The organism is Ktedonobacter sp. SOSP1-52, from assembly GCF_016587395.1.
In genome coordinates, this window is record NZ_BNJH01000003.1 from 1,033,946 (window position 1) to 1,056,941 (window position 22,996).

The following is a 22,996-nucleotide window of genomic DNA, read 5'->3' on the forward strand; positions in this document are numbered from 1 at the left end:
AGCGCGAAGTGCTAGCCACGACAGTGGCGTTGGTTTCCGCATAAAAAGGTAAAGGCACACACGACACTTATTCATGGAGGAGAAGATATATGGCAATCGATACAGCTTGCGCGGAGAGCCAGGAGTCGCGTATCCTGCCGCTGCTCAATCCAAAGACACGTGCCAGGCATGACCTGTCGAAGCGTTCTGACGTCATTCCGACCTTCTACGCCGAGATGGACGGCGACGAACTCGACCGTCGCATCGCCGCGGCCCGGGCCGCCCTGGGCGAGCGCCTGGTTATTCTCGGTCACCATTATCAGCGTGATGAGATTATTAAGTATGCTGATTACCGTGGAGATTCATTTAAACTAGCGCAGCTTGCCGCCGAGCGTCCCGAGGCCGATTATATCGTCTTCTGTGGCGTGCACTTTATGGCTGAGAGCGCCGATGTGCTCAGCGGCCCGAACCAGAAGGTGATTCTGCCCAATCCCGCCGCTGGCTGCTCCATGGCCGATATGGCCAATATTACCGAGGTTGAGGAGTGTTGGGAGACCCTGACCGACGTCCTGGGCGAGGATGCGGGTATTATCCCCGTGACTTACATGAACTCTGCTGCCAATCTGAAGGCTTTCTGTGGGCGCCATGGTGGCATCGTCTGTACCTCGTCGAATGCCCCCGCCGTCATGAAGTGGGCCTTTGAGCAGGGCAAGCGCGTCCTCTTCTTCCCTGATGAGCACCTGGGACGCAACACGGGCCTCAAATTTGGCATTCCCGATGATGAGATGACGATCTGGAATCCGAAGAACCCCATGGCCGAGAACGATGCCGAGGACCGCCTTGAGCGTGCGAAGATCATTCTCTGGAAGGGCTACTGTACCACGCATATGCGCTTCAATGTACAGCAGATCGAGAAGGCTCGCGCTGACTATCCAGACATTAAGATCATTGTCCATCCCGAGTGCCGCCGCGAGGTCGTTGAGGCCGCGGACCTCTATGGCTCGACAGAGTATATTATTCAGCAGATTGAGAAGGCTCCCGCTGGCACGAAGTGGGGCGTGGCGACAGAGATCAACCTGGTGCATCGCCTGGCGCAGGAGCATCCCGACCAGTTCATCTTCTGCCTCGATCCCATCGTCTGCCCCTGCTCGACGATGTACCGCATCCACCCGGCCTACCTGGCCTGGGTCCTGGAGGGCCTGCTGGATGGCGAGGTCATCAACCAGGTAAGCGTCGACCCTGATACCATTCACTGGGCACGCGTGGCCCTGGAGCGCATGCTGGCGCTCAAAGGCTAACGCGAATACCTGCATGGCTATGACTGAAAAACAGGTGTGAGGAGATTGGCGGACATACTCCGCCAATCTCCTCACACCTGTTTTTGGCTTCACATACTCGGGTTGGTGGGATCATTGTAGTCTGGCCCGGTATCCAGGCTTGTGAGCATGACCAGGGAGTTGGCCGGCACCTGGGTTATTAGTTCTCCATTTTTTTGCTGCCTGCTTGCAGCTACGGGTAGCGGAAGTTGTGAGGCGTCGCTCAAACGTGTTTTATCACTGTAGATGTATTGGCGAAAGATGTCTTGCTGGGTGTTTTCTGGCAACTTGAGTGCGAAGACCTGGGTTGTGGCCTGGCGATTGAGAAGCATGAGTGTCCAGTAGTGGCGTGCCGGATTGGCTGCACTCGACATCTCTGCCGCCAGCAGGCGCACAGCCATAGGTTGTTCTGGATGGTAAATCGTCGCACCTGGTCGGAGATAGCGGCTGAGCAATGACCAGGAGTAGAACCAGGGGCGTGGTAGTGGCTCTGTGCTGATATTCCACATGCCCCAGACTTTGTTGTGCATGGCATCGTCCAGATTCCAGGCGGCGCCGCCAGACATACCGGCTCGAGCCAATTGTATGGCGTAATCAGCCATCTCCAATCCATATTGATACGTCTTTACCTGGTACTGGTTGTCGCCGGGGCCACTCTGATAACCCCATCCCATCTCGCCCAGGAGGAGTAGTTTTTGTTGCGCTGGATCAGCGCTCTTAAAGCGCTCCACGATTGGACGGAATATGCTTTCAACCTGCCCATGCTGAATGTCACAACAGGTTCTGACATAGTTATGCCATTCATACGCTGCAGTTTGCTTGTTCGAAGGGAGCGTACTATTGGTAATCCAGCCGTTGGTATTTGCGGTATCTGGACCAATGATCTCTACCTCGTTTGTGAGTTGGTGGTGCTCCAGGGCGGTGTATAACTGCTGATTGAAGACTTCCCAATCTTGAAATGAAGGAAGTTTGGTATCTGGTTCATTGACGCTGTTGGTATAGCGAATATTGCTGTACCCACGTTCATGGATCAGGTAGTGGAGTAAATCGCTCAGGGCAGTGGCATACTGGTTTGTGTGGTAGTCCCAGGGCTTCAGATCCCATGTTCCAATGGTGAGCGGAATATTGTGCGCCCATGCATAATCGAGAATAGGGTACCAGGCTAGCATACTGGACGAATTGAAGGTATAGCGTCCTACAACCCCCTCCGGACAAAACCATTGAACATCGATCATGCTGCGTATCCATGCCGGGCGCATATAATCAACACGAGTATAGAGCATGTCCCATTGTGTCTGTGAGAGTTGAAGTGGTTGAATATCGTTAGTTTCGGCATCCCATTCAATGCCAAAGCCCAGCCAGGGCGTGCGTGTCGCGTCAGTAGACCAGATGTTGATTGGTGTCATAGGTGCTCCTGGAGAGAGAGAGATCGGGGGCAGCGTCGGCGTTTGCGTGCTTGCGGTCTGAAGGAGCATAAGGAGCATAGTGAGAAGTAGTCCTATCCATGCCAGGCGTGCTCTCTTCTGCCCATGTATCACGATTCTAGCCTCCTGCTCGTTTGTTGCATAATACTATTGTGTTTCTCTTTATACAAAGATGGTTGAGAGCCTTCGCTGGAGAACCCACCAGATGTACGAGCACAAGCCCATTCCAGCCTGGACTCTGCCAGTCTTCACCACACGCCCTTATTCTGGCGATGTGAATTGTAGGGTCCAGGCTAGCTTGGACTAAGAAAGCTTCTCATACCACTGGTGAATAGTTTGAGCGGCAGGGGTGCTGTTGGGCGCGAAGGGTGGTTTCGACCAGGCCCAGATAAAGATTCCATCGATGAGGTGATCATTGGCGATGTTTTGTAGGGCGGCATCATAGAGCGCAGCCTGCACCTTCAGATCTTTCTGTCCCTCATCTGTGTCCTGGTAGGGACGATAGCCAGCATGGTTGGTGTTACGGTAGCCTATCTCGGATAGGAAGATGTTTTTCCCCAGTGTATGCGCCAGGTCATCAACATGCGCTTGCACTCGCTCGCGCCAGAGCACAGGTAGTTGCGCTAGCGGCACAGTGCCCTCGTTATCAAACAGTGAATAATAGGCTGATACGCCAATCTCGCTCAGCAAGGGATCATGCATCCACTGCGGGATGGGAGACTTCAACTGGGTTGAGAAATTGATATTGTAGACGATCTGCCCGGAATAGGCACTATGGACGCGAGTTAAGAGTTGATGCCAGTAGCCACCAGGAGATTGCTCAAGCCCCTCGTCTTCATTGCCTATCGAGAAGCGGTCACATCCGGCCTCCTGGCAGGCCGCGACAAACGGCTGTAGCTGTTGCCAGTAGTTATCAAACCATTCCTGGTTCTCTGCATCGCTTGTATATTTAATGTAGCCTGCCCAGCCATGGGCATTGTCCAGTGTGATCGCGGGAAACACATAGACCTTATAGCCCATTTTATGGGCCATCTCAATGCCTTCCTTGAGTCCGGCAGGTGTCTGCCCGTCCTTTGCTAATTCAATTTGGGTCGTATCCTCTGAGGCCTGGTGAAACTGGAGATAGAGTCCCAGCCAGCGTGCCCCGGTCTGGGATTTAATCTCCTTGAGGCCCTGTGTCCAGTTTTTATCGGCTTTCGTATAGGCATTTGGTCCCCACTGGGGAAAGATCATGCCAGTGGCCATGTCAGGGCGTAGTGGTACTGGCGTTGGCGTTGCTGGATTTGCTGTCCGGGTTAGATTGGATTTCTCACCGGCTGCCTGCGTGATAAGGGCCGCGAGTGGGGCTGGTTTGACATAGTAGAGTCGCGCCGCCAGGAGCGCGCCAATCAGGATAATCAGTGTGAGCCAGAGCAATTTCCCTTTGAGTTTCATTGTCCTCCTCCTGCCGTGATAGAAACCTTGTCAGCCTCAGCCGTCTTGGGGGTTGGTTTCCAGGAGACCTTACGATTTCCGCATATCCATTGAAAGATGGCCCAGAAGGCCGCGGAACTCTCCAAAACGCCCGCTATAGGCGCGATGGCAATAACCTTGGCCATCTCCGCGATGCCCTGGTTGGCAGGCAGGTGCATAATGGTCGAGATGTTATACCAGGCGCCGATAAAGATCGAGTTCAGCCAGAGAAAACCAGCGAAAATCATCCAGAGCATGACTGGCAAGGGCATAGGCGGCGTTGCCTGGTGTCTCAGAAAGAACTGGGCGTATTGATACATCAGGTAGAGCAGCGAGATCGCACCCGCAGGCAGACCCAATGCGAAGGTCGTGATACGATAACGTGTTCCCCAGGTCAGGCGAAAGCGCAGCCCTTTGGGAAGCTGCGAAAACATCGGCGTACGCTTCATCATCTCCATTCCCTGGAGCACGCCAATGATCCAGCGGAAGCGCTGGCGAAAGGCGCTCTTAAATGAGAATGGCGGCTGCTCAAGCATGACGCTGCCATGCCAGCCGAAAATTGAGGAGCCATATTGCAGATAGGCGTTAACGCCAAAGACATAATCCTCAGCGATAAAGGGTTGACCATCCAAATTGCCAATATCCCAGCCCAGCTCGTTCTCTAAATCCTCGTCAATCACCAGGTTGGAGCCATGTAAATGCAGGGGAATACCCTTCTCCATCACGTCGCGGCATTCGAAGCAGCCAATAGGGCGGTTAGCCTCCATGGCGCGGCAGATCACGCTTGCATCACGATATTCCAGGGGATAGTAAATGGGTCCCTCTGTCAGCTTCTTATCAGTGAGCGCGAGGTGGCGGAAGAGGCGCCGCAGTTCTAGCGGCTCCATGACGCTCTCCTCGTCATAGTGAACAATCACGGTGCGCCCATGTTTGCGATTTAATCCGCGTCTACGCATCTCGACCATGTAGTGCAGGCCACGTGCCTTGAGCTGAGTGCCTCCCCGCGTTTCATAATTTTTGGGCAGAACAACAACGTAGACCGGTATGGGCGTATCCACAAATTCACGCTCAAAGAGCTGTTTCTGCTCCTCCGATTCGGTCACCACTTCAATGTTGAGATAATGACCATAAAAGGTCGGGTCCTCATAGGCCAGGCGCATGACATACTTAATGCCACGCCGGATAACCTCAGTGCTGCCTGCGCTCCCACGTGTCGTAATCTGGATTTTTATATAGGGCAGCGGTAGCCTTTGTAAATCACTGGTGGTGACCTTTTCACGTCGTCGATAGCGCGGCCAGTGGACGAAAAAACTGTAGAAGTAAGAGATGAAGCGGATATTGATAAGGCTAATTAGCGCAAACATGCAATATCCCAGCCCATCTCCTACCATTGCAAGTATATTCATAAAGCGTTCCATTCTATAAACGGCATCGCATGAAAGAGATTTTTAATGGGTGATTATAATTTTTTTAAAGAAGTCGATATAGAGGTGTTCTTCAGTTTCTATCGTCTCGTGACTGGTATTTTTACTGTTTCATCTTGTTCAAAAGGGCTTGCTGACTGTTGCGAGTGTGCCACAGGAAATCGCTCCGTTTCCGCATCTACCAGTACATTGAAGGGCATGTTCTGTGCTGTGGAATCGATTGTATTCTTATGCTGTTGCTGCTGTAGTGTACGCATCTCTTGCGTGTGCAATTTCCTGGCACGTGACGTCTTGATCAAGATGCTACATATGATAAACTCACCAAGTGTGAGAATGAATAGGGCGCAGAGCAACTGTGTCATCCAATCATGCAGCCCGCTAAAGAAAATCATCAGAGGAACGACCAGGTAGAGGGAAATGACTATGCATGCCCCAATCACTGCAATCGTGCCCCAGGCTTTATTCCCCGATCCACGGCCATTTTGTGTTGTGTCCAGGCTCGCTGTTGGGGTGCTATATGTTTCATGTTGAATGTCTCTTGTCGTCTTCATAATGAGAGATCTATCTCCTCTAGATACAAATTGACTGCAAAGACAAAGGTCATATGTCTTACGTTTTTGCTCTATCGATTGGTTTCAATATAATGAGAGGTATTTCCTCTCAATGAGGTATCTTGCATCCCAACAAGTTCGCGCCGAGGGACGACAAGTTGAGAAATCTTGCCGTCTTTCAAAGAATTGTCCGGAGGGTGCTCTCTCTTAATTTGTGGAGTTGAACATACTATGGGCGTTGAGTAGTAATATGTTTGTACCTGATTGTACAGGAGGAAGATAGTCCAGGTGAGCGAATATCAACGCTACGAATTTATGACCGTTGACCGCCCTTTGATACGCGAGCAACTGGAGAAGGTCAAACCTGGTTAGCGGATCAGCCTGTGCTGGGTCAGGCTATAGAGACAAAACTATCTCTATATGCTATGTTTATAGAGCAAGAAAGTGGAGCTAACGCCGCTCGTGGCTTGCTTCACTCTGCATATACACAAACGAATACAAATTGTCTTTCAAGGAGACATTCAATGAGCGATACAGCCATTCAGGAGCAACAACTAGCTCCCGACTTTACCCTGCCCGCCGTTGGCGATGAGAGCGTCGTACGCGATGGCCAGGTACACCTGGGCGATCTCAAAGGCAAAATCGTTGTCTTGTACTTCTATCCAAAAGACGATACTCCAGGCTGTACTGTGGAAGCTTGCTCGTTCCGCGATGCCAACCACCTGCTGCAACAGCGTGGAGTTGTGGTCCTGGGTATCAGCAAAGATAACGTGAAGTCACACCAGAAGTTTGCTGAGAAGTTCGGCCTGCCCTTCCCGCTGCTCTCCGACACCGAGGCCCAGGTAGCCCAAAACTATGATGTCTATAAAGAGAAGAGCATGTACGGCAAGAAATACATGGGCGTCGAGCGCGCCACCTTCTTAATCGATAAAGAAGGCGTCATTCGCAAGATCTGGCCCAAGGTAAAGCCCGACAATCACGCCAACGAAGTGCTCGAGGCAGTGGAAGCCCTCCAGCTCTAAACATGCTGCCAGCCTTGGCTCCTTACACTTGTCTTTAGAGTAAGGTGTGTGTGCCTGGAAAACGGCAAAGCCGTTTTCCAGGCACACACACCTTACTCCTTGAGCGCCGCAGGCGCGAAAGATAGACATGAACTGCTTGTCTCATGACATTGCCTTCTTGCAGAGGGCGTAGTATGATTAAAAGCGAAGCTAGCAGATGTGCGGGAAAGGAAGCGGATTTTTGAGCGAAGCATTACCCCAGGCCTTGCCGAAGGTCATACTCTATACAAAAGCAGGCTGCCATCTCTGTGATGAGGCCCGCGACATATTAGATGAGATCGCGTCCGAGGTCGAGTTCCTATTGGACGAGGTCGATATTCGCAGCGATATGGCGCTCTTTGAGGCGTATCGCTACCGTATCCCCGTTGTGGTACGTGATGAAACTATTCTCGCCGAGGGGCGTATAGAGTATGAGGCACTGGCGAGCGCCTTTGGCGTGTAGCGTTATAGAAGAAGGGCAAGCGAAGGTTAAAGCATCATGGCAACATCTTCTCTGCATACAACTGGGCGTGGTAAACAGCAGCTACCATTGAGGCCGGGTCAACTTTCTCGGCCAGCTCGCAAGCAACCGCGTATCATTCAATCCCTGTCGGACTTCTCTAATAAGATGGGAGATTTTCTCACCGAGCACTGGGCGACGATTGTTACCGTCGGTCTGGGAATACTCGTTTTTGCTGCCATCTCTGTTCCCTTCCTCTCTTACCTGGGACTGGACGTCCTCTCTAAGCCCATTTTCTACACGCTGCACCTCGTCTGCGCACAGATTCCCTCGCACTCCTTCTACATTTTTGGTCACCAGCTCGGCATGTGCGCACGCAACTTTTCAATCTATACCTCGATGTTCATTGGCAGCCTGATCTTTACCCTCTCCAAGAAGCGCATACCCGGCATTCCCTGGTGGTTCTGGGTGATCCTGATGCTTCCTATTGCCTGGGATGGGCTAACGCAGATGTTCGGTCTACGCGAAAGCACCTGGCAGCTCCGCCTGCTGACAGGCACGCTCTTTGGCCTCGGCAATGTCTGGTTCGCTCTCCCCATGATGCAAAAGAGCCTCTCCCTGCCTGTTGCCTCTCCCTATCCCACTAGAATACCGGGCCAGGAGAGCGCGGCCCAAGCCTCTTCTCAGAATGCGTAAAAGGAGAGAGGGGTAATAACTCACGAAGAGCAATGCCCTGGTCTTCGTGAGTTATACATACTACCCAAGCAAAGTATAATGCGCTATAATCATGCACAGACACCAATCATTTTCTGAAGATAAAACCTCCTGCATAACGTAAAGAGCGCGTGGAAGATAGTAGTAAAGATGTCTGAGCACACAACACAAGAAACCACATTCGCCGTTACGACGCTTGGCTGTAAGGTAAATCAGGCCGATAGCGAGGCCATTGGCGAGCAGATGAGCACTGCTGGCTTTATTCGGCGTGACTTTGACGAGGCCGCCGATATCTATATTGTCAATACCTGCACTGTGACGCATCTGGGCGACCGCAGCTCGCGCCAGCTTATCGCACAGGCCCAGCGCCGCCATCCAGATGCCTTTCTCGTGGTCACCGGCTGTTATGCCGAGTTGAATCCGCAGGGTGTGGCCGCGCTCCCCGGCGTCGATATGGTGATTGGCAACACTGGCAAAGACTCGCTGGTCGAGACCATTAAGCAGCGCTATGAGTCCATGACAAGCCAGGTCGCTGCTTCAGAACCAGAGGCGCCAACGCCCCCTATAGATGAGATGCCTGCGCGCCGCGCTCTGCCCGTCTTGCCGCTGGATACGCAGCATATCGGGAGCGATAATGCCCTGGACTTCCTACCGGCAGAGCCTGAGCCAGCGCCTGAAAACCCCTCCAGCCTCTCGCCCTTTACCGATAATACGCAGACCACGGAGCAGGCCAACGCGCGCATCTTCTCGCGTACCCGTGTGCAGATGAAGGTCCAGGATGGCTGTAATAATCGCTGTACCTACTGCATCGTTCCCTACGTACGTGGCAACTCGCGCAGCCGAACTATCGACTCTGTCGTGGAGCATGTGCAGCGCAAGGCGCGCGCGGGCTACCAGGAGATCGTGCTGACCGGTATTCACCTGGGCGACTACCATCCTGCGGGGGATGAGCAGAAGGACCTGGGCGACCTGATCGCGACCCTTCTGCGTGAGACCGATATGCCCCGCATTCGCGTCTCTTCGCTGGAGCCTGAGGATTTCCGCCTGGAGTGGCTGGACCTCTGGCAGGACCCGCGTATGTGTCGCCACTTCCACCTGCCCATGCAGAGCGGCTCCGACAACATCCTGCGTCGCATGGCTCGCCGCTATAACAGCGCCCGCTATCGTGAGATCATTCTGACCGCCAAGCAGCGCATCCCGGGCGTGGCCATCAGTACCGATATCATCACTGGTTTCCCTGGCGAGACCGATGAGGATTTTGAGCTGACCTATCAGCTTGCGCAAGAGCTGGAGTTTGCCAAAACGCATGTCTTCCGCTTCTCCGCCCGCCAGGGAACCGCAGCCGCACGCATGCGTGGACAGATTAAGGACGTGGTCAAGAAGGAGCGCAGTGCTCGCCTGCTTACCCTGAATGAGGAACATAGCCGTCAGTTCCGCCAGCAGTTCCTGGGCCAGACCGTGGATGTGCTGATTGAGCAGTCCAAGCACGGTTACTGGGAGGGTCTCACTGATAACTACCTGCGCGTTGAACTGCATGATCTCCCCAATCCCGAGAGTGCCTGGCAGCATAAGCTGGTCACCGCGCGTCTCTCGCATCTGGTTGATGATGGCATCCATGGCGCATATGTGGCGCACTAAAGGCCTGCCCTCTACTCAACAAGCTCGACGGCTGACATGGCTGCTACCCTTGCTCTGCCTGCTCTTATGGTTGCTGCCTGCCTGTAGCAATTTTACCCAGGATAGCCAGGCGGGTAGCAGTAACGGCACACAGGATACTCCGCCCCTGACCCTCTCTACCTCGGGACGTTTTCGTGAATATGCACTGCCACAAGCCCATAGTGGCTTGATGCGGCCCGCTGTCGACTCACAAGGCCGTGTCTGGTTCTCCGAGATGTCGCGTGGCTACCTGGCGGTGCTTGATCCCCGAACGCGCTCTCTTCAACAAATGACGCCTCCAGAGAGCGCGGGTGGTCTGATGGGGGTCACGGTTGCCCCCGACGATACGATCTGGTTTGCCGAGGAGTATGGCAATTTCATCGGGCACTATGATCCCCGCTCGGGACAGTTTAAAAACTACCATCTACCGATCTTGAGTATTCCCGATCCCCAGGATGCGCAGAAGACGCTAAAGCTCTCTTCGGCTCCCAACGAGATCGTCTTCGATCCCCACGGCAACGCCTGGTTTACCGAGCTGAATGCCGACTCCGTTGGCATGCTAAATCCAAAAACAGGAGAGATAAAGCAGTATCCGCTCTCTGCTCAGCCCAGCGTACAGAAGCTCAATCCCTATGGTCTGGCGCTGGACCACCAGGGTATGCTCTGGGTAACACTATCGAGTTCCGCCCAGCTAGCGCGCCTCGATCCAGCCAGCGGTAAGGTGCAGCTCTATCCCCTGCCCGATCCTCAGCTCTACTTGATGCAGGTCACCAGCGACCGCCAGGGTACTATCTGGGCTACCGGCTTCAACAAGCTCCAATTGCTGAAGTTTGAGCCAGCCAGCACGCGTTTTACCTCGTATCCGGTCTCCTCGAAGAAGAGCCAGGAGACAGACGGGACGGTCTATGATGTCGTGGCGCTGAGCAACGGCGATATCTGGATGAGCGTACCTTCTGAGAACGCCCTGGCCCGTCTCGACGCGAAGTCGCATGCGCTCATCTTCACGCCGCTTCCAACGAGCGGTGCCTATCCGCTCGGGCTTGCCCTCTCCAGCGACAACACGCAACTCTGGTTTACTGGGAGCGCCAGCGACAAATTAGGTGTCTATAAATTAGCATAAAGGGAGCGTGCTCGCATGTGAGCACGCTCCCTTTATGCTAATTTATAGACTATTGCAGGTACTTCGCGAACCAGCTCTGGATGTGGCGCAGGCGCTCCTGGCGTGAGCGTGGATGCCCCCCACGCGAGAGACCGTGGCTCTGCCCTTCAAAGCGTACCAGTCGCACTTCGCGTCCCATATATTTGAGCGCGGCGAAGAGCTGTTCTCCCTGCTCGATGTTACAGCGCAGGTCCTGGTCGCTGTGGATGATGAGGAGCGGCGTACGAATATTCTGCACATACTTGATGGGCGACATATTCATATACTTCTCCAGGTCCTCCCAGGGTGTGGTATCCAGGTTGTCATAGCTCAGGTCCCAGCCTATATCGCTTGTGCCAAACATGGTCGCCATGTTGCTGACGCAGCGGTCGGTGATCGCGACCTTAAAGCGGTTGTTGTGGCTGATCAGCCAGTTGGTCATAAAGCCGCCATAGCTGCCCCCAGTAACGCCCATGCGCTCAGTGTCGATATAGCCACGCTGTACAACCTCGGCGACGCCGTTCATGATATCGATGGGATCTTTCTCGCCCCAGGCCCCGCGTACAGCATGCGCGAACTCAAAGCCATAGCCGCAGCTACCGCGTGGATTGGTATAGAGGACGACATACCCCTCGGCAACGAGAAGCTGCATCTCGTGGAAGAAGCCATAGCCATATTGCGTTTGCGGCCCGCCATGAATCTCCAGGACCAGGGGATACTTCTTGGAGGGATCAAAGTTGTGCGGCTTTAAGACCCAGCCATCCATAGGCCAGCCATCAGCCCCCTCATAGGTGAAGTGCTCTGGCGTTGCCAGCTGGAGCTCATTGAGTAGGGCATCGTTGAAGCCGGTAATCTTGCGCAGTTCGCCATTGGTCTCGGCTGAGCGTACGAAGATCTCCTGTGGGTGCGTGGCGTCGGCAACATTCATCGCGAAGGTCTGCTTGCTGTGATCGATGCTAAAGTCGCGTACATGCACATTACCAGGGGTGACCGTCGGTGGCTCTTTGCCCGCGCCATTGGTGGTGGAGATGGCATAGATACGCGAGGCGCCCCGACGCGAGGAGAGGACATAGAGCGTCTTGCCATCGGCGGACCAGGCAGGCTGCGGCATCAGATGCTCATCGCCAACGTCGCTATTGGTGAATTCGAGGGCCGTTCCCTCAAACTCGGGCGTCAGGTTCTTCGGCTCGCCTTTCTCTGCGCTGGCGGCGATGGTGTAGAGATAGGCATGCCCTGCCGAACCAACTTTCTTTGACGCGATAAAGGCGATCTGCTGCCCATCTGCTGACCAGGAGGGTGAGGAACATCCCATGCTGCCATCGGTCAGGATGTGTGGCTCACCCACAACCTTGTTATCCTGAAGCGCGAGCACATAGACATCTGCTCCAGGAAGGCGCCAGCGCTCCTCGTTGCGGTCAGAGGTGAAGGCGATCTGCTTTCCATCAGGTGACCAGGCAGCATCGCCATCGTTCCAATCGCCATCCGTCAACTGCTGTGGCTCTCCGCCCTCGCGTGGGATCAGGAAGAGATGCGAGCGGCGCTCATAAATAAAGCCAACGCCATCCAGGCGATACCAGAGCTGGTCTATCACATGCACTTTGGGCAGCGCCTTGCCGTCTTCCGTTTCCTCATCAGCAGGCCCGACCTGTGCGCTGAAGAGCAGGTGTTGGCCATCGGGTGACCAGGCGGGAGATGAGGCACCATGCTCCATGAAAGTAAGCTGGCGCGCCTCGCCGCCATCGGTGGGCATGATCCAGATCTGGGGCTTATCCTTGCCAAGCTTCTTCTGCTCCGCCGTGGGAGGCTGATCGCTGCTCTCACGCTTGGCGACAAAGGCCAGCCAGCGCCCATCGGGCGACCAGGTTGGTGCACTGGTCAACTCGGTCTCCTGGGTAAAGCGGCGCGCCTCTCCACCCTCAGTGGGACTGATCCAGATGCTTGAACGATAGGCATGCTTCTTGTCGTCGATGCGCGTCACGACATAGGCGACCTGTTTGCCATCTGGGGAGATGCGCGGCCTATCGATAAACTGCATACGATAGAGGTCTTCAATAGTGATGTTCCGTGTCATGAATCCAACCTTTCTGGTAATGTGTAGGGGCAGCGCTTGCCTGGCCTTCTTCTGCGAGGGCGGGCCATGCCAGCATGACTTCTACTCTTACACCTATAGCTTAGCCATTTTCGAGGGTAATGGTGCGCCGTAGAACACCAGCGCGCTGTGCCTGGACTGTTAGTTCTAGTGTAGCATGTGCTGGTCCCTTGATGGTCCATTCTACTTTACAGCGATGGTCAGTAATGCTGCGCCCATAGCTCCCTTGCAGCTTATTAGAGCGTCCCTCCAATTGGCCCACCTCTTGATACTGTTTCCCTTGCAGCAGTTCAACCTCCTCTGGCAGGCTCAGGGTTACTTGAAGGGGACGCACCACTTTGCGCTCACGAGCCTGGGCGCTAGTGTCTGTGGGGAGAAAGCCATTGTTTTCGATGACGGCAGTGATATGGTAGATCTGCTCTGCTTGCTGTTCGACCTTGAGGGCGTAGAGACTGAGATAGGGATTGAGCGAGGCATGCATCAGAGTGAAGGCGCTATGTTTTTCGCACATCTCTGGCAGATAGCGCAGCGGTGCGTTCTGTCGGTAGAGCTTACTCTTCCAGCCGCCGATCTCAACCGCTCCCAGTTGCGGATGCTCAAAGGGACGCCAGTCCTCGAAGGCCTCGCCCTGCATGACCTCGTCGTTCCACTGCATCAGTTTAATGTCATCCTCTTCTGGGTGCCAGCGCATCCAGGGAATGAAGTCGCGTGGCCCGATGCCTGCTGTGGTGGGCAAGTCCCAGAGTTCAACTGTAAAGCCAAACCAGCCCAGGTGATCATAGACATAGTCATCCATCGCGCCCTTTGTCAGATCTTTAGGTCCGTAGCGGAAGCCATGATAAGTTGAGACGGCTGGATAATCCGTGATCTCCTGACTCCTCTCGCCAAGGAGCTTGAAGACCTCCAGGTCTGAGGGCAACATCTCATCATCAGACTTGGTGCTGTATGGACGCAGCAGGACGCCGGAGGTGGTGTGGTAAGAGGCAAAGCCTGAAATATTTGTATGGGTGCGCCAGAACTCGGCCTCGGCCCGTGTCTCTGGCTCTGAGAAGGGATAGGCCCCCGCGCCAGACTGCTCATTCTCCGCCGCCCATTGATAGGGGTAGTTGCGGTTGATGTCCAGACCCTCTTTGCGTGGAACAAGAGGAATAAGGTAGCCATCATAGTTGCGGATGAGGCCCTCGGTCATCAGGTGATAGTAGGTTCTGCCTTCTTCATCAATCTCGCGGCGGCGCATAATGCGTGCATCTTGCCTGGAGCTTTTCCATGCCCCATTGGGGTCTGGGACACGCATCATAAGGATCTCGCCATCCCCATCAATGTCCTCGGGATAGAGTCCATCGGGATCATGGGCATCGTCATAGGGATAGGGCCGGGTACTGCTGCGCAGAGTATAGGGTGTAGTCAGGTAGCGTTCCGCTCCATCCACACTCAGGCGTGGCAAAATATAGAAGGTGGTGCGGTCAAGCAGGCGCGTGATTTTTTCGTCCTGCCCATAGCGTGTCAGGTATGACCAGATGGTATACAGGGCGATGGTTGAGCCAGTAACCTCACCTGCATGTGTATTGCCATCGATCCAGTAGGCTGGCTTTTCCAGGGCCGGCCCCGTTGCCTGATTGGTCAAGGTGACGAGCCAGATTTCACGCCCTTCCAGACTTTTGCCTAGAGACTCGATGGTGGCAAGCTGTGGGTGCGCTTCGACAAGCTCAAAGAGGAGTTTGGTCAGTATCTCGTAGGTGTAGTATGAAAGCTTTCCTTGCTGAGGGTCGAACTCCTGATGAACAATAGCATTGGGCATGGTGATGTCCTGTCTCTATTCTAAAAAGGCCTCTCTATTAGCCTGGCGTTGCATTGATGAAGGAGAATGTTTGGGGCACTATAGGACGAGCATTCTGCCCTTAAGTGGGGTATCACCTGCTGTACGTTTGAGGGCGTACAGCAGGTGGCCGAGACTATTTTACGCCTTGGGGCGGCGTCGGCCTCGGCGCTCACGCTCCATAGCGAAATCGAGCGTTTCGTGCAGGCGTTCAAAATCGTCTACATCGAGCTGAAGCTCTACCGCGGCCAGATCGTCAGGGCGTGCGCGCCCCTCTTCAAAGAGCTGAAGCACCATTACCAGCTCAACCTCGATGTCGATGACACCGCTGCTGGTATCGATTTCAAGCTCTTCGTCTTCGTCATCATCATCATCATCACTGTCTTCGCTGGTGTGAGGGCGAGGAATGAACTCAATGTTGGTGCGCGCGCACTTGAAGCGTCCCGTTAACTTGAGCGCGTCAGTAGAAATCTCTTCGGCCAGTTCGCGTACAACTTCCATCATCTGGCTAAAGGCGTCTTGCAGTTGTTCTAACGCGTCATCATCATCCCCGAGAGCGTCTATCTCTTGCGAGAGATCTCCGCTGGTCTGGTTGCCGGGGATGCCTGCTTCTGGTAAGCGCTGGCGTGCAAGCTCATTGAGTTGTTTGAGTGCCTGGGCGAAGGCGGGGGAGAATGTAGAACCATCTTTTTCGCTGGTCTTTGTTTCTCCTTCGTGAGCCACACCCACCTCCTGGCCCTCGCCTTCCTCATGCTCCGTCTCCTCCTCACTTTCCAGGCCTACGGCTGCCTCGACCATGAGAATTTGTTGGTGCAGTTGTTCGGCCACCTCGCGAGGAAAGTAGGCTAAGATTCTTGCCTGTCTTGACGCTGCGAGTAACTCAAATTGGGGCCAGTCCCGGTAACGTTCGCGGCCCCGCAAGTATCTCACTTCCACTAATCCCAAGGTGTCCAACCGCAACGATAGATCCATGTCTTCCTCCTCGATAGCAGAATGAACCCGGCTGCATCTTCCATATGTTCCGCCGTTCCTGGCTCTTTGCACGTATTGCTTCTGCTCGTGTATTTTTTAGGCAAGAGAGTACATACCCCTGTTCTCTGGGGTATATGTATTGGTAAGAAATAGGTTTGTAAATAGCCGTCCTCGCCAACTCACCCTGGCGCTATTTCCCTTACTTGGCACCAACAAACTCTCCAGGTTGTGATTCTTCTATCCTGTCCCATCATATCACAACAGGCGCGAAATAATACAACTAGCAGTACATATTTTGCCCTTTTTTAGTACTGAATCGGATTATTGATAAATTCTAAAGCTATTTTCGTTTTGAAAAAAATTCATAATTTACCCAGGCGATAATTATTGGCGTAGACATGGTATGTGGTGGAAAAATGCGCCGCATTTTTCCACCACATACCATGTCTATCTTTTGTTTACTGCCACTGTGTCCAGGCGGAGCGCAAGCGGTGGCGGGTCAGGCTTAAGGCGGTTGCCAGGATTAACAAGCTGAGTCCCATAATGGCCAGGGCGAGCGAGGATGGCAGGCCGAGCGAGGGCAGGAAGAGCGCGTGCATAGCCGCGATTACTACCAGGCCCGCTCCGCTGAGCACAAACACGCGGATATGAGTTCCGATACCCACCAGCAGCAGCACCAGAGCCTCTCCTCCCAGGAGCAGCGTGGGCGCCAGCTCCGACCCTTGGAAGCTGAGCCAGAGCGTGGGGAGGAGTAGGAGGGCCGTGCCAGCCAGCGCGCACAACTGCGCGCCCGCTCGCTGTTGTAGCAGACCTTCATCCCGTTGCAAGAATGCTGCGATCAGAATAAGAGCTGTCGCTGGTGGTAGGGTGAGCACATCAAACTGCGTTTGCTGAAGCGCCAGCAATTCCCACGATAGAGCCAGGCTACCAAGTAAACAGGCACTGTAGTAAGCCCAGCGTTGCCAGTTTGTCCTCCTTTGCGTATAGCCATAGGACGCGATGAGCATAGACAGGACCAGGAGTGTGAAGGCGCCTGTGTGGGCCAGAACCGGTATACTGCTGCTTAATCCTCCCTGCATAATCACGCTGCCAACCACCAGGACTTGCCCCATGAGACTGACGATTGTGGCAAGCCCTGATGTGGGGAGCCAGTGAGTGCGTGGGCGTAGCCTGTGCCAGAGCCATTGTGAGGTGAAGATGAGTATATTGAGAGCGCTATACGCCAGCGCCGCCTGCCAATTTGTGAAGGGTAGAGTGGAGATGATCCATAGGGCCAGGGCGCTGGAGAGAAGCACAAGCTCTGGCATGCGTTCCACCAACATCACAACAAGGCTCAAGGCGAGCAGTGTCACCAGCATGCCTGAGGGAAGACCCGCATAGTGATGTTGCGTAATCTGCATCTGCCAGCCAAACATAAGCAGCAACCCAAGTAGGCTGGCGAGGTACCAGGAGGCATTCCATGGCAAGGCCAGAAACTGGGTCTCCCTCTCTTGCTTCTTGCCTCCTCTGGCAAAGAGCTTTACTAGGCGTCCCACGAGCAATCCCACACCTCCCAGGCCCAGGGTCAGGGTTAAGAGGTATGTGCTTTGCTGCTGCACCTGCTGTACTGAGCATGCCTGTGAGACGGGATCGCATGTAAGTACCCTGGTTGCCCGGAGCAAGCCCCAGGCCGCAAAAGCAAACACCAGCGCCTGCCAGCGTGTCGGAGCCTTGCGCTCATTAAGCAGGACACCATAGGCGACGAGCGCGTATACGATGAGGATATCCGGCACGGCGGCATAGAAAGGAAAGTTGACGTTTGAGAGCGAGCCATAAATTCCTGTCAACAAGGCCGAAGCCAGGGCCGTGGCATAGAGCGGCAGGCTATAGTTGTGCCACCAGTCACGCTTCTCGTCTCTTTCCCCACCGCGAAAGAAGGCTATGTACTTGCTGACGCTTCCTAGCAGGGCAAAGGTTAGCGCGATCAGCACAGGACGATAGAGATCACCCAGCGCACCCGCGTAATATACCGACCAGGTCGTGTACGCAGGTGCCAACCATGTAAAGAACGGATCTTCACTTACCAGTCCACCGACGTAGAAGAGTTGTGCGCAGAGCAAGAGAACCCAGCTCGCGCTTGCCATTTCACCATAGATGGTGCCCTGCACGCCAAGCGCGATAGTAGCAACATTTGCGCAAACTGTGAGCGCTAGCGCCTGGCGTGGCCCACGCCACAAGCGAATACCGAGCGCGAGGAGGATACTGGTAGGTGCAAGCGAGGTGAGAATGGCAAAGGTATTGATGGGCAGACAGAAGGCCCAGATTGTGCATATGCCAGCGAGCCAGGTAACCTCATGCTCCTTGCTGAGCAGACCCGCGATATAGTAGAGTGCGGCAGAGAGCAGGAGCAGCCAGAAGGTTGCGAGCAGGGTAGTAGAATTCCCACTCGTCATTCCCATCAGCCCTACATCAAATGTTGCCAGGACAACTATCACGAACATTGGCAGGGCCCGCGCTCTCCCCATGAGAAGATGTATTCCTAGCGCCAGTAGTATGCCGAGTGGCGCGATCCAGACGATCATGTTAAAGGTATTGGTGGGAAGGAAGAGGCCCCATGCCGCGAAAAGCACAGCAATCCAGGTCTCTTCGAGTCCCTTACTGAGCAGACCCGCGCCATAGAAGAGGGTCGCGCAGAGCAGGAGTAGCCAGAAGGTTGCGTGTAACATCGTCTGGTTGCCGCTGCTGGTTCCCAGTACACCTAGCGTGATGGTCGCTATCAGCGCGGTTATGCCCAGGGCAACGCTATAGGTGCGCCCAAGCCAGAGATGCGCGCCCAGCATAAGCAGGATGCTGATCGGGGCTATCCATGTCAACAAGGAGAAGTTCGCAAACGAGCACGCGATAAGCAGGACTAAGGTAGCTGGTGTGAGGCCAGTCACGGCAGGCTCCTGGCTGATAATGCCTGCTACATAGTAGAGTGAGGCACACAGGAGCAGAACCCAGGTGGTGAGCGTCGCTTCATGATGAACACTTCCACTAATGCCAACCATCAGTGTCGCCAGAAAGGCGCTTATTGCCAGTGGCGCACTCCAAACTCTCCCAAAGCGCATGCGCGCAGCCAGTGCGACGAGAATGCTCATTGGAGCAAGCCATGCTAGGAACAAGAAATTATTACTGGGCAGGCAGATGGCTACGCCCGCAAAGAACGCGGAAACAATCAACCAGAAGGGTCTGCGTGCCAGGATTGCACCGATATACCAGGCTGCAGCCAGGAGTGCCAGTTCCAGGAGAATAGGTATCGCGATAGGCTGCAAGTTCTCGGCGAGCACGCCCGTTGTTGCCCCAGAGAGGGCCTGTATGCTCTCCATGCTTGCATAGAGGAGGCCATACAGCAACCCCTGGAAGAGGGTAGGCCATTCCCAGGTGATGCGCTGGTATCTTGTCTCGACTCTACGAGGCCAGCATTGCGCGAACTGGCGCGAGATCCCCGCTGCGAGTACAGGAAGGACCAGGCAGAGACTAAAGAAGAACGGAATATAGTCAAAGAGTGGCCCTATTGCCAGGACGCCTAACACCATTGACAGTACTAGAAGGCCAGGACGTCGTTGCGCAATGGCAAGCCCATAGCTGATCACTTCGAATCCCAGTAGTAGGCTGAGCTGAATGGCTGCCGTTTGCGAGATGGCGAAAAACAACGTCAGGCCCATGCCAGTGAGGGCGACAAGTTCAATGGGGTTGCTCCATGCCTGGCTATATCTCGCGCGTGTCTGAAAGCCCAGGGCGGTAAGCAGCAGCGTGACGCCCAGGAATAGCCAGGTGGGATGAAGCGAGCTGAGCAGCAGAGTCTCACCGCAGAGCCAGTAGAGTAAGAATCCGCAGAGAAGGAGGAGCCAGCACCAGCGTGCCTGAGCAGGAGCCAGTTGACGCTGCAACTTGGTATGTAATTGGACGCTACTGAGCGTGAGGAGTAAACCAAGGATGCAAACCACCAGGGTCGCGATGCTATCTATCATAGCTGTGGGAGTGTGAAGAGGCAACCAGTCGTTATGCGTGAAGGTCTTAAGGAACACGTGTAGAGGCATGCTTGCTTCACCGACCAGGGGAGCGAGCGCTATCAGTGTTAAGCTTATGTCTTCCAGTTGTTTCTCCAGGCCCTGCGTTCTGAACTGGCGCATGAGTGAAGGCGCGAAGCGCAGCAGTATGTGATAGTAGGCGGCCACGCTAATAAGTACGACAGCGTAGCCAGCAGGGCGTAGTGAGCAGGCAAAGGCGATGGTGAGTGCCAGGACGATAAACAGGTAGCACGTTCCCGTGACCCAATATGTTTTGCGTGTTCGCCAGGCCATACCCGCGCACCAACCTAAAAGCAACGCGATCTGTCCACAGAGCGCAATCTTCTCCTCCAGGTTGGAGATGCCGGGCAGAATGATGTATTCAGATGAGAGCGCTATCGCTATAGTCAAAAGGGCTCCCAGTGCGCAGATGCCTACCCAGAGGTACATGCAGACGCGTAGTGGGTCGTGCAAGACTGCCAGCCTTCCATCAAAGATGCTTGCGCTATTCTTATCGGGGGGAAGACAGAGCATCGCTCCAAGTGCCAACAGCATTGGCCCACAAAAGAGCCAGGGCAAGGCCAGGTGAAAGGCACTGAGGGTCGCGACATCAGCGATGCTCAGCGCCGCCAGCGAGAGGTAGCTAAAGAGACTAAAGCGCTGATAGATCGCGAGCGATCCGTACGCTATTGCCGCATATGCCGTGACCATGGCTACCAGTGCCGCAGGTGAAAATGTCACCAGGCTTCCAGACGCCAGGCGGTACGCAGAGAAGCTGACCAGGGGAATAAGCAAGGCAAAGATGGCAGTGTAGATGATCGAGACGATCCGAAAACTATCGAACCTGCGCGTTACAATCCCGGTGGCGCCAAAGACGATATGCACCAGGAGCATTACAATAAATGATTTCAACAGATCCGGAGTTGTAGCGATAAAGTTGAGCGACCCTGTGAGAAGGAGAAACGCACCCAGCGAGGCCACAATATTGATGGTCTGGTCTTCAAAGAAGGTCCGCAACGAGAACATCTGGCGTGGAGATCGTGTCACGGCCTGAGGCTCTGGGCTGGGCGCCAAAGCCTCCTCAGACCGACTTGTGTTTGCTCTCACAGGTATGACTGGACTTATTGGGCTTTGTGCTGGTCCAGGCTGGACGACTCGTGTTGGCTCTACTGATGGCATACCATTGTGTATATGATCTACAGGTGCGCTGATAGGAAGTGTAGGCACCTGTTTCTCACTCACGACAGATGGCGCTTGAGTGTTCATAGCTGGCGTGGGCGGAGTCAACGGCATTGGCGCTGGTATCTCCAGGCGTATCTGCTGAAGCGTATTAAGTCGAGCCTGGTGTTGCACGATCAGTTGCCCTACGGTGATGTTCCTATGCTGGTAGGCTGCGACCCGCACAAGGTCCTGAATCGACCTTCTAAGAAAGTTCTTCTCTTTCTCTAACTCGACTGGATACTGGCAACGAGGGCATTCCTCTCCTGGAGGGCTGCCATGGATGGGTAGCTTGCAGCCAGCGCACCATTGTGCAATAGTAGGCATATATCCCTCTCTTTCGCTACGTCTCTCTTTATAAGGGGCCATAGCCTTGATGCTTAAAAAAACAGGATAATGAACATATGAGTACGTTACAAAACATTGTACGTTCAGTAAACGCTACTGCTGAGTGTCATTTGTCCCATTTCCTGTGCCTGGGGCTGGATAGTATGCCTGAAGCCTAGATAGTGCCTCTTCAAAGCGCGTCTGCACATCTTTTTCCCGATGCGTAATCTTCTCAACTTCATACAATGTGCGCCCAAAGCGAAAGACGCCTTCTTGCTCAACATGGGCGACACGCGGTAGCGTGCTAGGAGCTGGGAAATGCTTCTGGCCTAGTGGATAGGGCATATGGAAGGAGAAGACGAGATCTGGAATAGCCTCGGTCTGAATCTCTAGCAAGTAGAGCGAGTAGTAGTCCTTCTCTTTGGTGTAGAGACAACGCAGGCAAGCTTTGACCTCCTGTGTGTTCAAACTCAAGTACTCCCAGATGTTCTCGTAATATCCCTCTCTTTTCTCTTCATAATGAGTTTTGCAGAGGTGCAGCGAGATTTTATGTGGTTCTGGTGGGCGATAAAAAGAGAGGCGTGCATATGGTGTTTGGGCAAGCAGGCGCATAGCCTTATTTTTGTGTTGGTACCAGGTATTTTTCTGTTCCAGGTAGCGTGTTGCATATTTGGTGGCACGTCTGCTTTTGAGCTGATTCTCCTTGGCCCAGCGGGAACTCCAGACGGTCCAGTATGCTAGCTCCAGAGTCGCAACAAGCCCGGCTGATCCATGGCTCTGCCATTGCATTATTAAAGCCTGCCAGGCATCTTGCTGTTCTTTCCGCAGGCGTTGATGCTCCTTGCGGCTCTCGGCGCTCTTTTGTGATCCCGCATGCCGATTTTGCTTTGTGCGGGTAGTATGCTCGCCTCGCCATTTTGCTACATCCTTCTGAGTGATTGCCAGAATCACGCGGCGGTCATGCACCGGGTAGTCAAGTGTACGTCCGGCTTTTCTAAATTGCCGATGGGTGAGCACTGGTAGTTTGCCTTCCTCAATCCAACGGCGGCGCTCAAGAAGCGTGCATTGAAGCAGTGTTTGCGCCTCTACCGGCTCAACCGCCAGTTCCTCCGGATACATTTCTAGCAAACGTTGCCATGCTGTCGCATCCTCATCGATCAGCTTCATAAGCCGTTCCATTACCTGTTCCTTAGATTCTTTGAGCTTATGATCCAGCCCCAGAAACGCCAGGATCTGCGCCTTGGTAAGCATTCTATTGAGTTGCTGTGCCTCCATCTTCTCCTCCCATACCATCATCAAAATTGTGCTCTATCTTTTCAATACACTGCTCATTGCCAAAAGCGGAAAGCAAATAACGTCATTTCGGGTTGATGGTGTGATGTCCATGAA

Annotated in this window: 16 protein-coding genes; 6 read left to right on the forward strand and 10 right to left on the reverse strand. The window is 54.1% G+C overall.

The window, feature by feature from the left end; all coding sequences use genetic code 11:
* Positions 1–89 precede the first annotated feature (89 nt).
* Positions 90–1,277, forward strand: coding sequence for a quinolinate synthase NadA (gene nadA / locus JMJ16_RS29960; protein ID WP_201379292.1), 1,188 nt, complete (start codon positions 90–92; stop codon positions 1,275–1,277).
* Positions 1,278–1,366: 89 nt separating this feature from the next.
* Here the strand turns inward: nadA and JMJ16_RS29965 are convergent, their stop codons facing one another.
* The 5 genes from JMJ16_RS29965 to JMJ16_RS29980 form a co-directional block, all read right to left on the reverse strand.
* Positions 1,367–2,701 carry a hypothetical protein gene (locus JMJ16_RS29965; protein WP_201387552.1) on the reverse strand — a complete coding sequence of 445 codons (1,335 nt, stop codon included), beginning with the start codon at positions 2,699–2,701 and terminating at the stop codon, positions 1,367–1,369.
* Positions 2,673–2,801: a hypothetical protein gene (locus tag JMJ16_RS56145; protein ID WP_255553253.1), complete on the reverse strand. Its 129-nt coding sequence runs from the start codon at positions 2,799–2,801 to the stop codon at positions 2,673–2,675. Before JMJ16_RS56145 ends, JMJ16_RS29965 begins: the two co-directional genes overlap by 29 nt.
* A 221-nt stretch (positions 2,802–3,022) precedes the next feature.
* On the reverse strand, positions 3,023–4,153 hold the full coding sequence (locus JMJ16_RS29970; protein ID WP_201387553.1) for a hypothetical protein: 1,131 nt from the start codon (positions 4,151–4,153) through the stop codon (positions 3,023–3,025).
* A complete protein-coding gene (locus JMJ16_RS29975) occupies positions 4,150–5,577 on the reverse strand; it encodes a glycosyltransferase family 2 protein (RefSeq protein WP_201387554.1) in 1,428 nt (475 codons plus the stop codon). The genes JMJ16_RS29970 and JMJ16_RS29975 overlap by 4 nt, the downstream gene beginning before the upstream one ends.
* A gap of 98 nt (positions 5,578–5,675) precedes the next feature.
* Positions 5,676–6,146 carry a hypothetical protein gene (locus tag JMJ16_RS29980; protein WP_201387555.1) on the reverse strand — a complete coding sequence of 157 codons (471 nt, stop codon included), beginning with the start codon at positions 6,144–6,146 and terminating at the stop codon, positions 5,676–5,678.
* Between the two features lie 524 nt (positions 6,147–6,670).
* On the opposite strand from JMJ16_RS29980, the gene bcp reads away from it, so the two are divergent.
* The 5 genes from bcp (at position 6,671) to JMJ16_RS30005 (ending at position 11,136) form a co-directional block, all read left to right on the forward strand.
* Positions 6,671–7,168: a thioredoxin-dependent thiol peroxidase gene (gene bcp / locus JMJ16_RS29985; protein ID WP_201387556.1), complete on the forward strand. Its 498-nt coding sequence runs from the start codon at positions 6,671–6,673 to the stop codon at positions 7,166–7,168.
* Positions 7,169–7,388: 220 nt separating this feature from the next.
* Positions 7,389–7,649, forward strand: a complete 261-nt coding sequence (locus JMJ16_RS29990) for a glutaredoxin family protein (RefSeq protein ID WP_201387557.1) — start codon at positions 7,389–7,391, stop codon at positions 7,647–7,649.
* Between the two features lie 36 nt (positions 7,650–7,685).
* Complete coding sequence (locus JMJ16_RS29995) at positions 7,686–8,342, forward strand: DUF2085 domain-containing protein (protein WP_201387558.1); 657 nt, start codon at positions 7,686–7,688, stop codon at positions 8,340–8,342.
* A gap of 168 nt (positions 8,343–8,510) precedes the next feature.
* The gene (gene mtaB / locus JMJ16_RS30000) at positions 8,511–9,998 is read left to right on the forward strand and encodes a tRNA (N(6)-L-threonylcarbamoyladenosine(37)-C(2))-methylthiotransferase MtaB (protein WP_201387560.1); all 1,488 of its coding nucleotides are present in this window, start codon (positions 8,511–8,513) and stop codon (positions 9,996–9,998) included.
* Positions 9,985–11,136: an SMP-30/gluconolactonase/LRE family protein gene (locus JMJ16_RS30005; protein WP_201387562.1), complete on the forward strand. Its 1,152-nt coding sequence runs from the start codon at positions 9,985–9,987 to the stop codon at positions 11,134–11,136. Before mtaB ends, JMJ16_RS30005 begins: the two co-directional genes overlap by 14 nt.
* Before the next feature lie 49 nt (positions 11,137–11,185).
* On the opposite strand, the gene JMJ16_RS30010 is transcribed toward JMJ16_RS30005, so the two are convergent.
* From JMJ16_RS30010 to JMJ16_RS30030, 5 genes are all read right to left on the reverse strand, one after another.
* Positions 11,186–13,225, reverse strand: a complete 2,040-nt coding sequence (locus tag JMJ16_RS30010) for a S9 family peptidase (protein WP_201387564.1) — start codon at positions 13,223–13,225, stop codon at positions 11,186–11,188.
* A 100-nt stretch (positions 13,226–13,325) separates the two neighbouring features.
* Positions 13,326–15,041: a M14 family metallopeptidase gene (locus JMJ16_RS30015; protein WP_201387566.1), complete on the reverse strand. Its 1,716-nt coding sequence runs from the start codon at positions 15,039–15,041 to the stop codon at positions 13,326–13,328.
* Between the two features lie 159 nt (positions 15,042–15,200).
* Entirely contained in the window at positions 15,201–16,031 is an 831-nt protein-coding gene (locus tag JMJ16_RS30020) for a hypothetical protein (protein WP_201387568.1), read from the reverse strand.
* Positions 16,032–16,489: 458 nt separating this feature from the next.
* Positions 16,490–21,607 (reverse strand): hypothetical protein, encoded by a 5,118-nt coding sequence (locus JMJ16_RS30025; RefSeq protein ID WP_201387569.1) that lies wholly within the window; start codon positions 21,605–21,607, stop codon positions 16,490–16,492.
* A gap of 114 nt (positions 21,608–21,721) precedes the next feature.
* Positions 21,722–22,882: a hypothetical protein gene (locus tag JMJ16_RS30030; RefSeq protein ID WP_201387571.1), complete on the reverse strand. Its 1,161-nt coding sequence runs from the start codon at positions 22,880–22,882 to the stop codon at positions 21,722–21,724.
* Positions 22,883–22,996 lie beyond the last annotated feature (114 nt).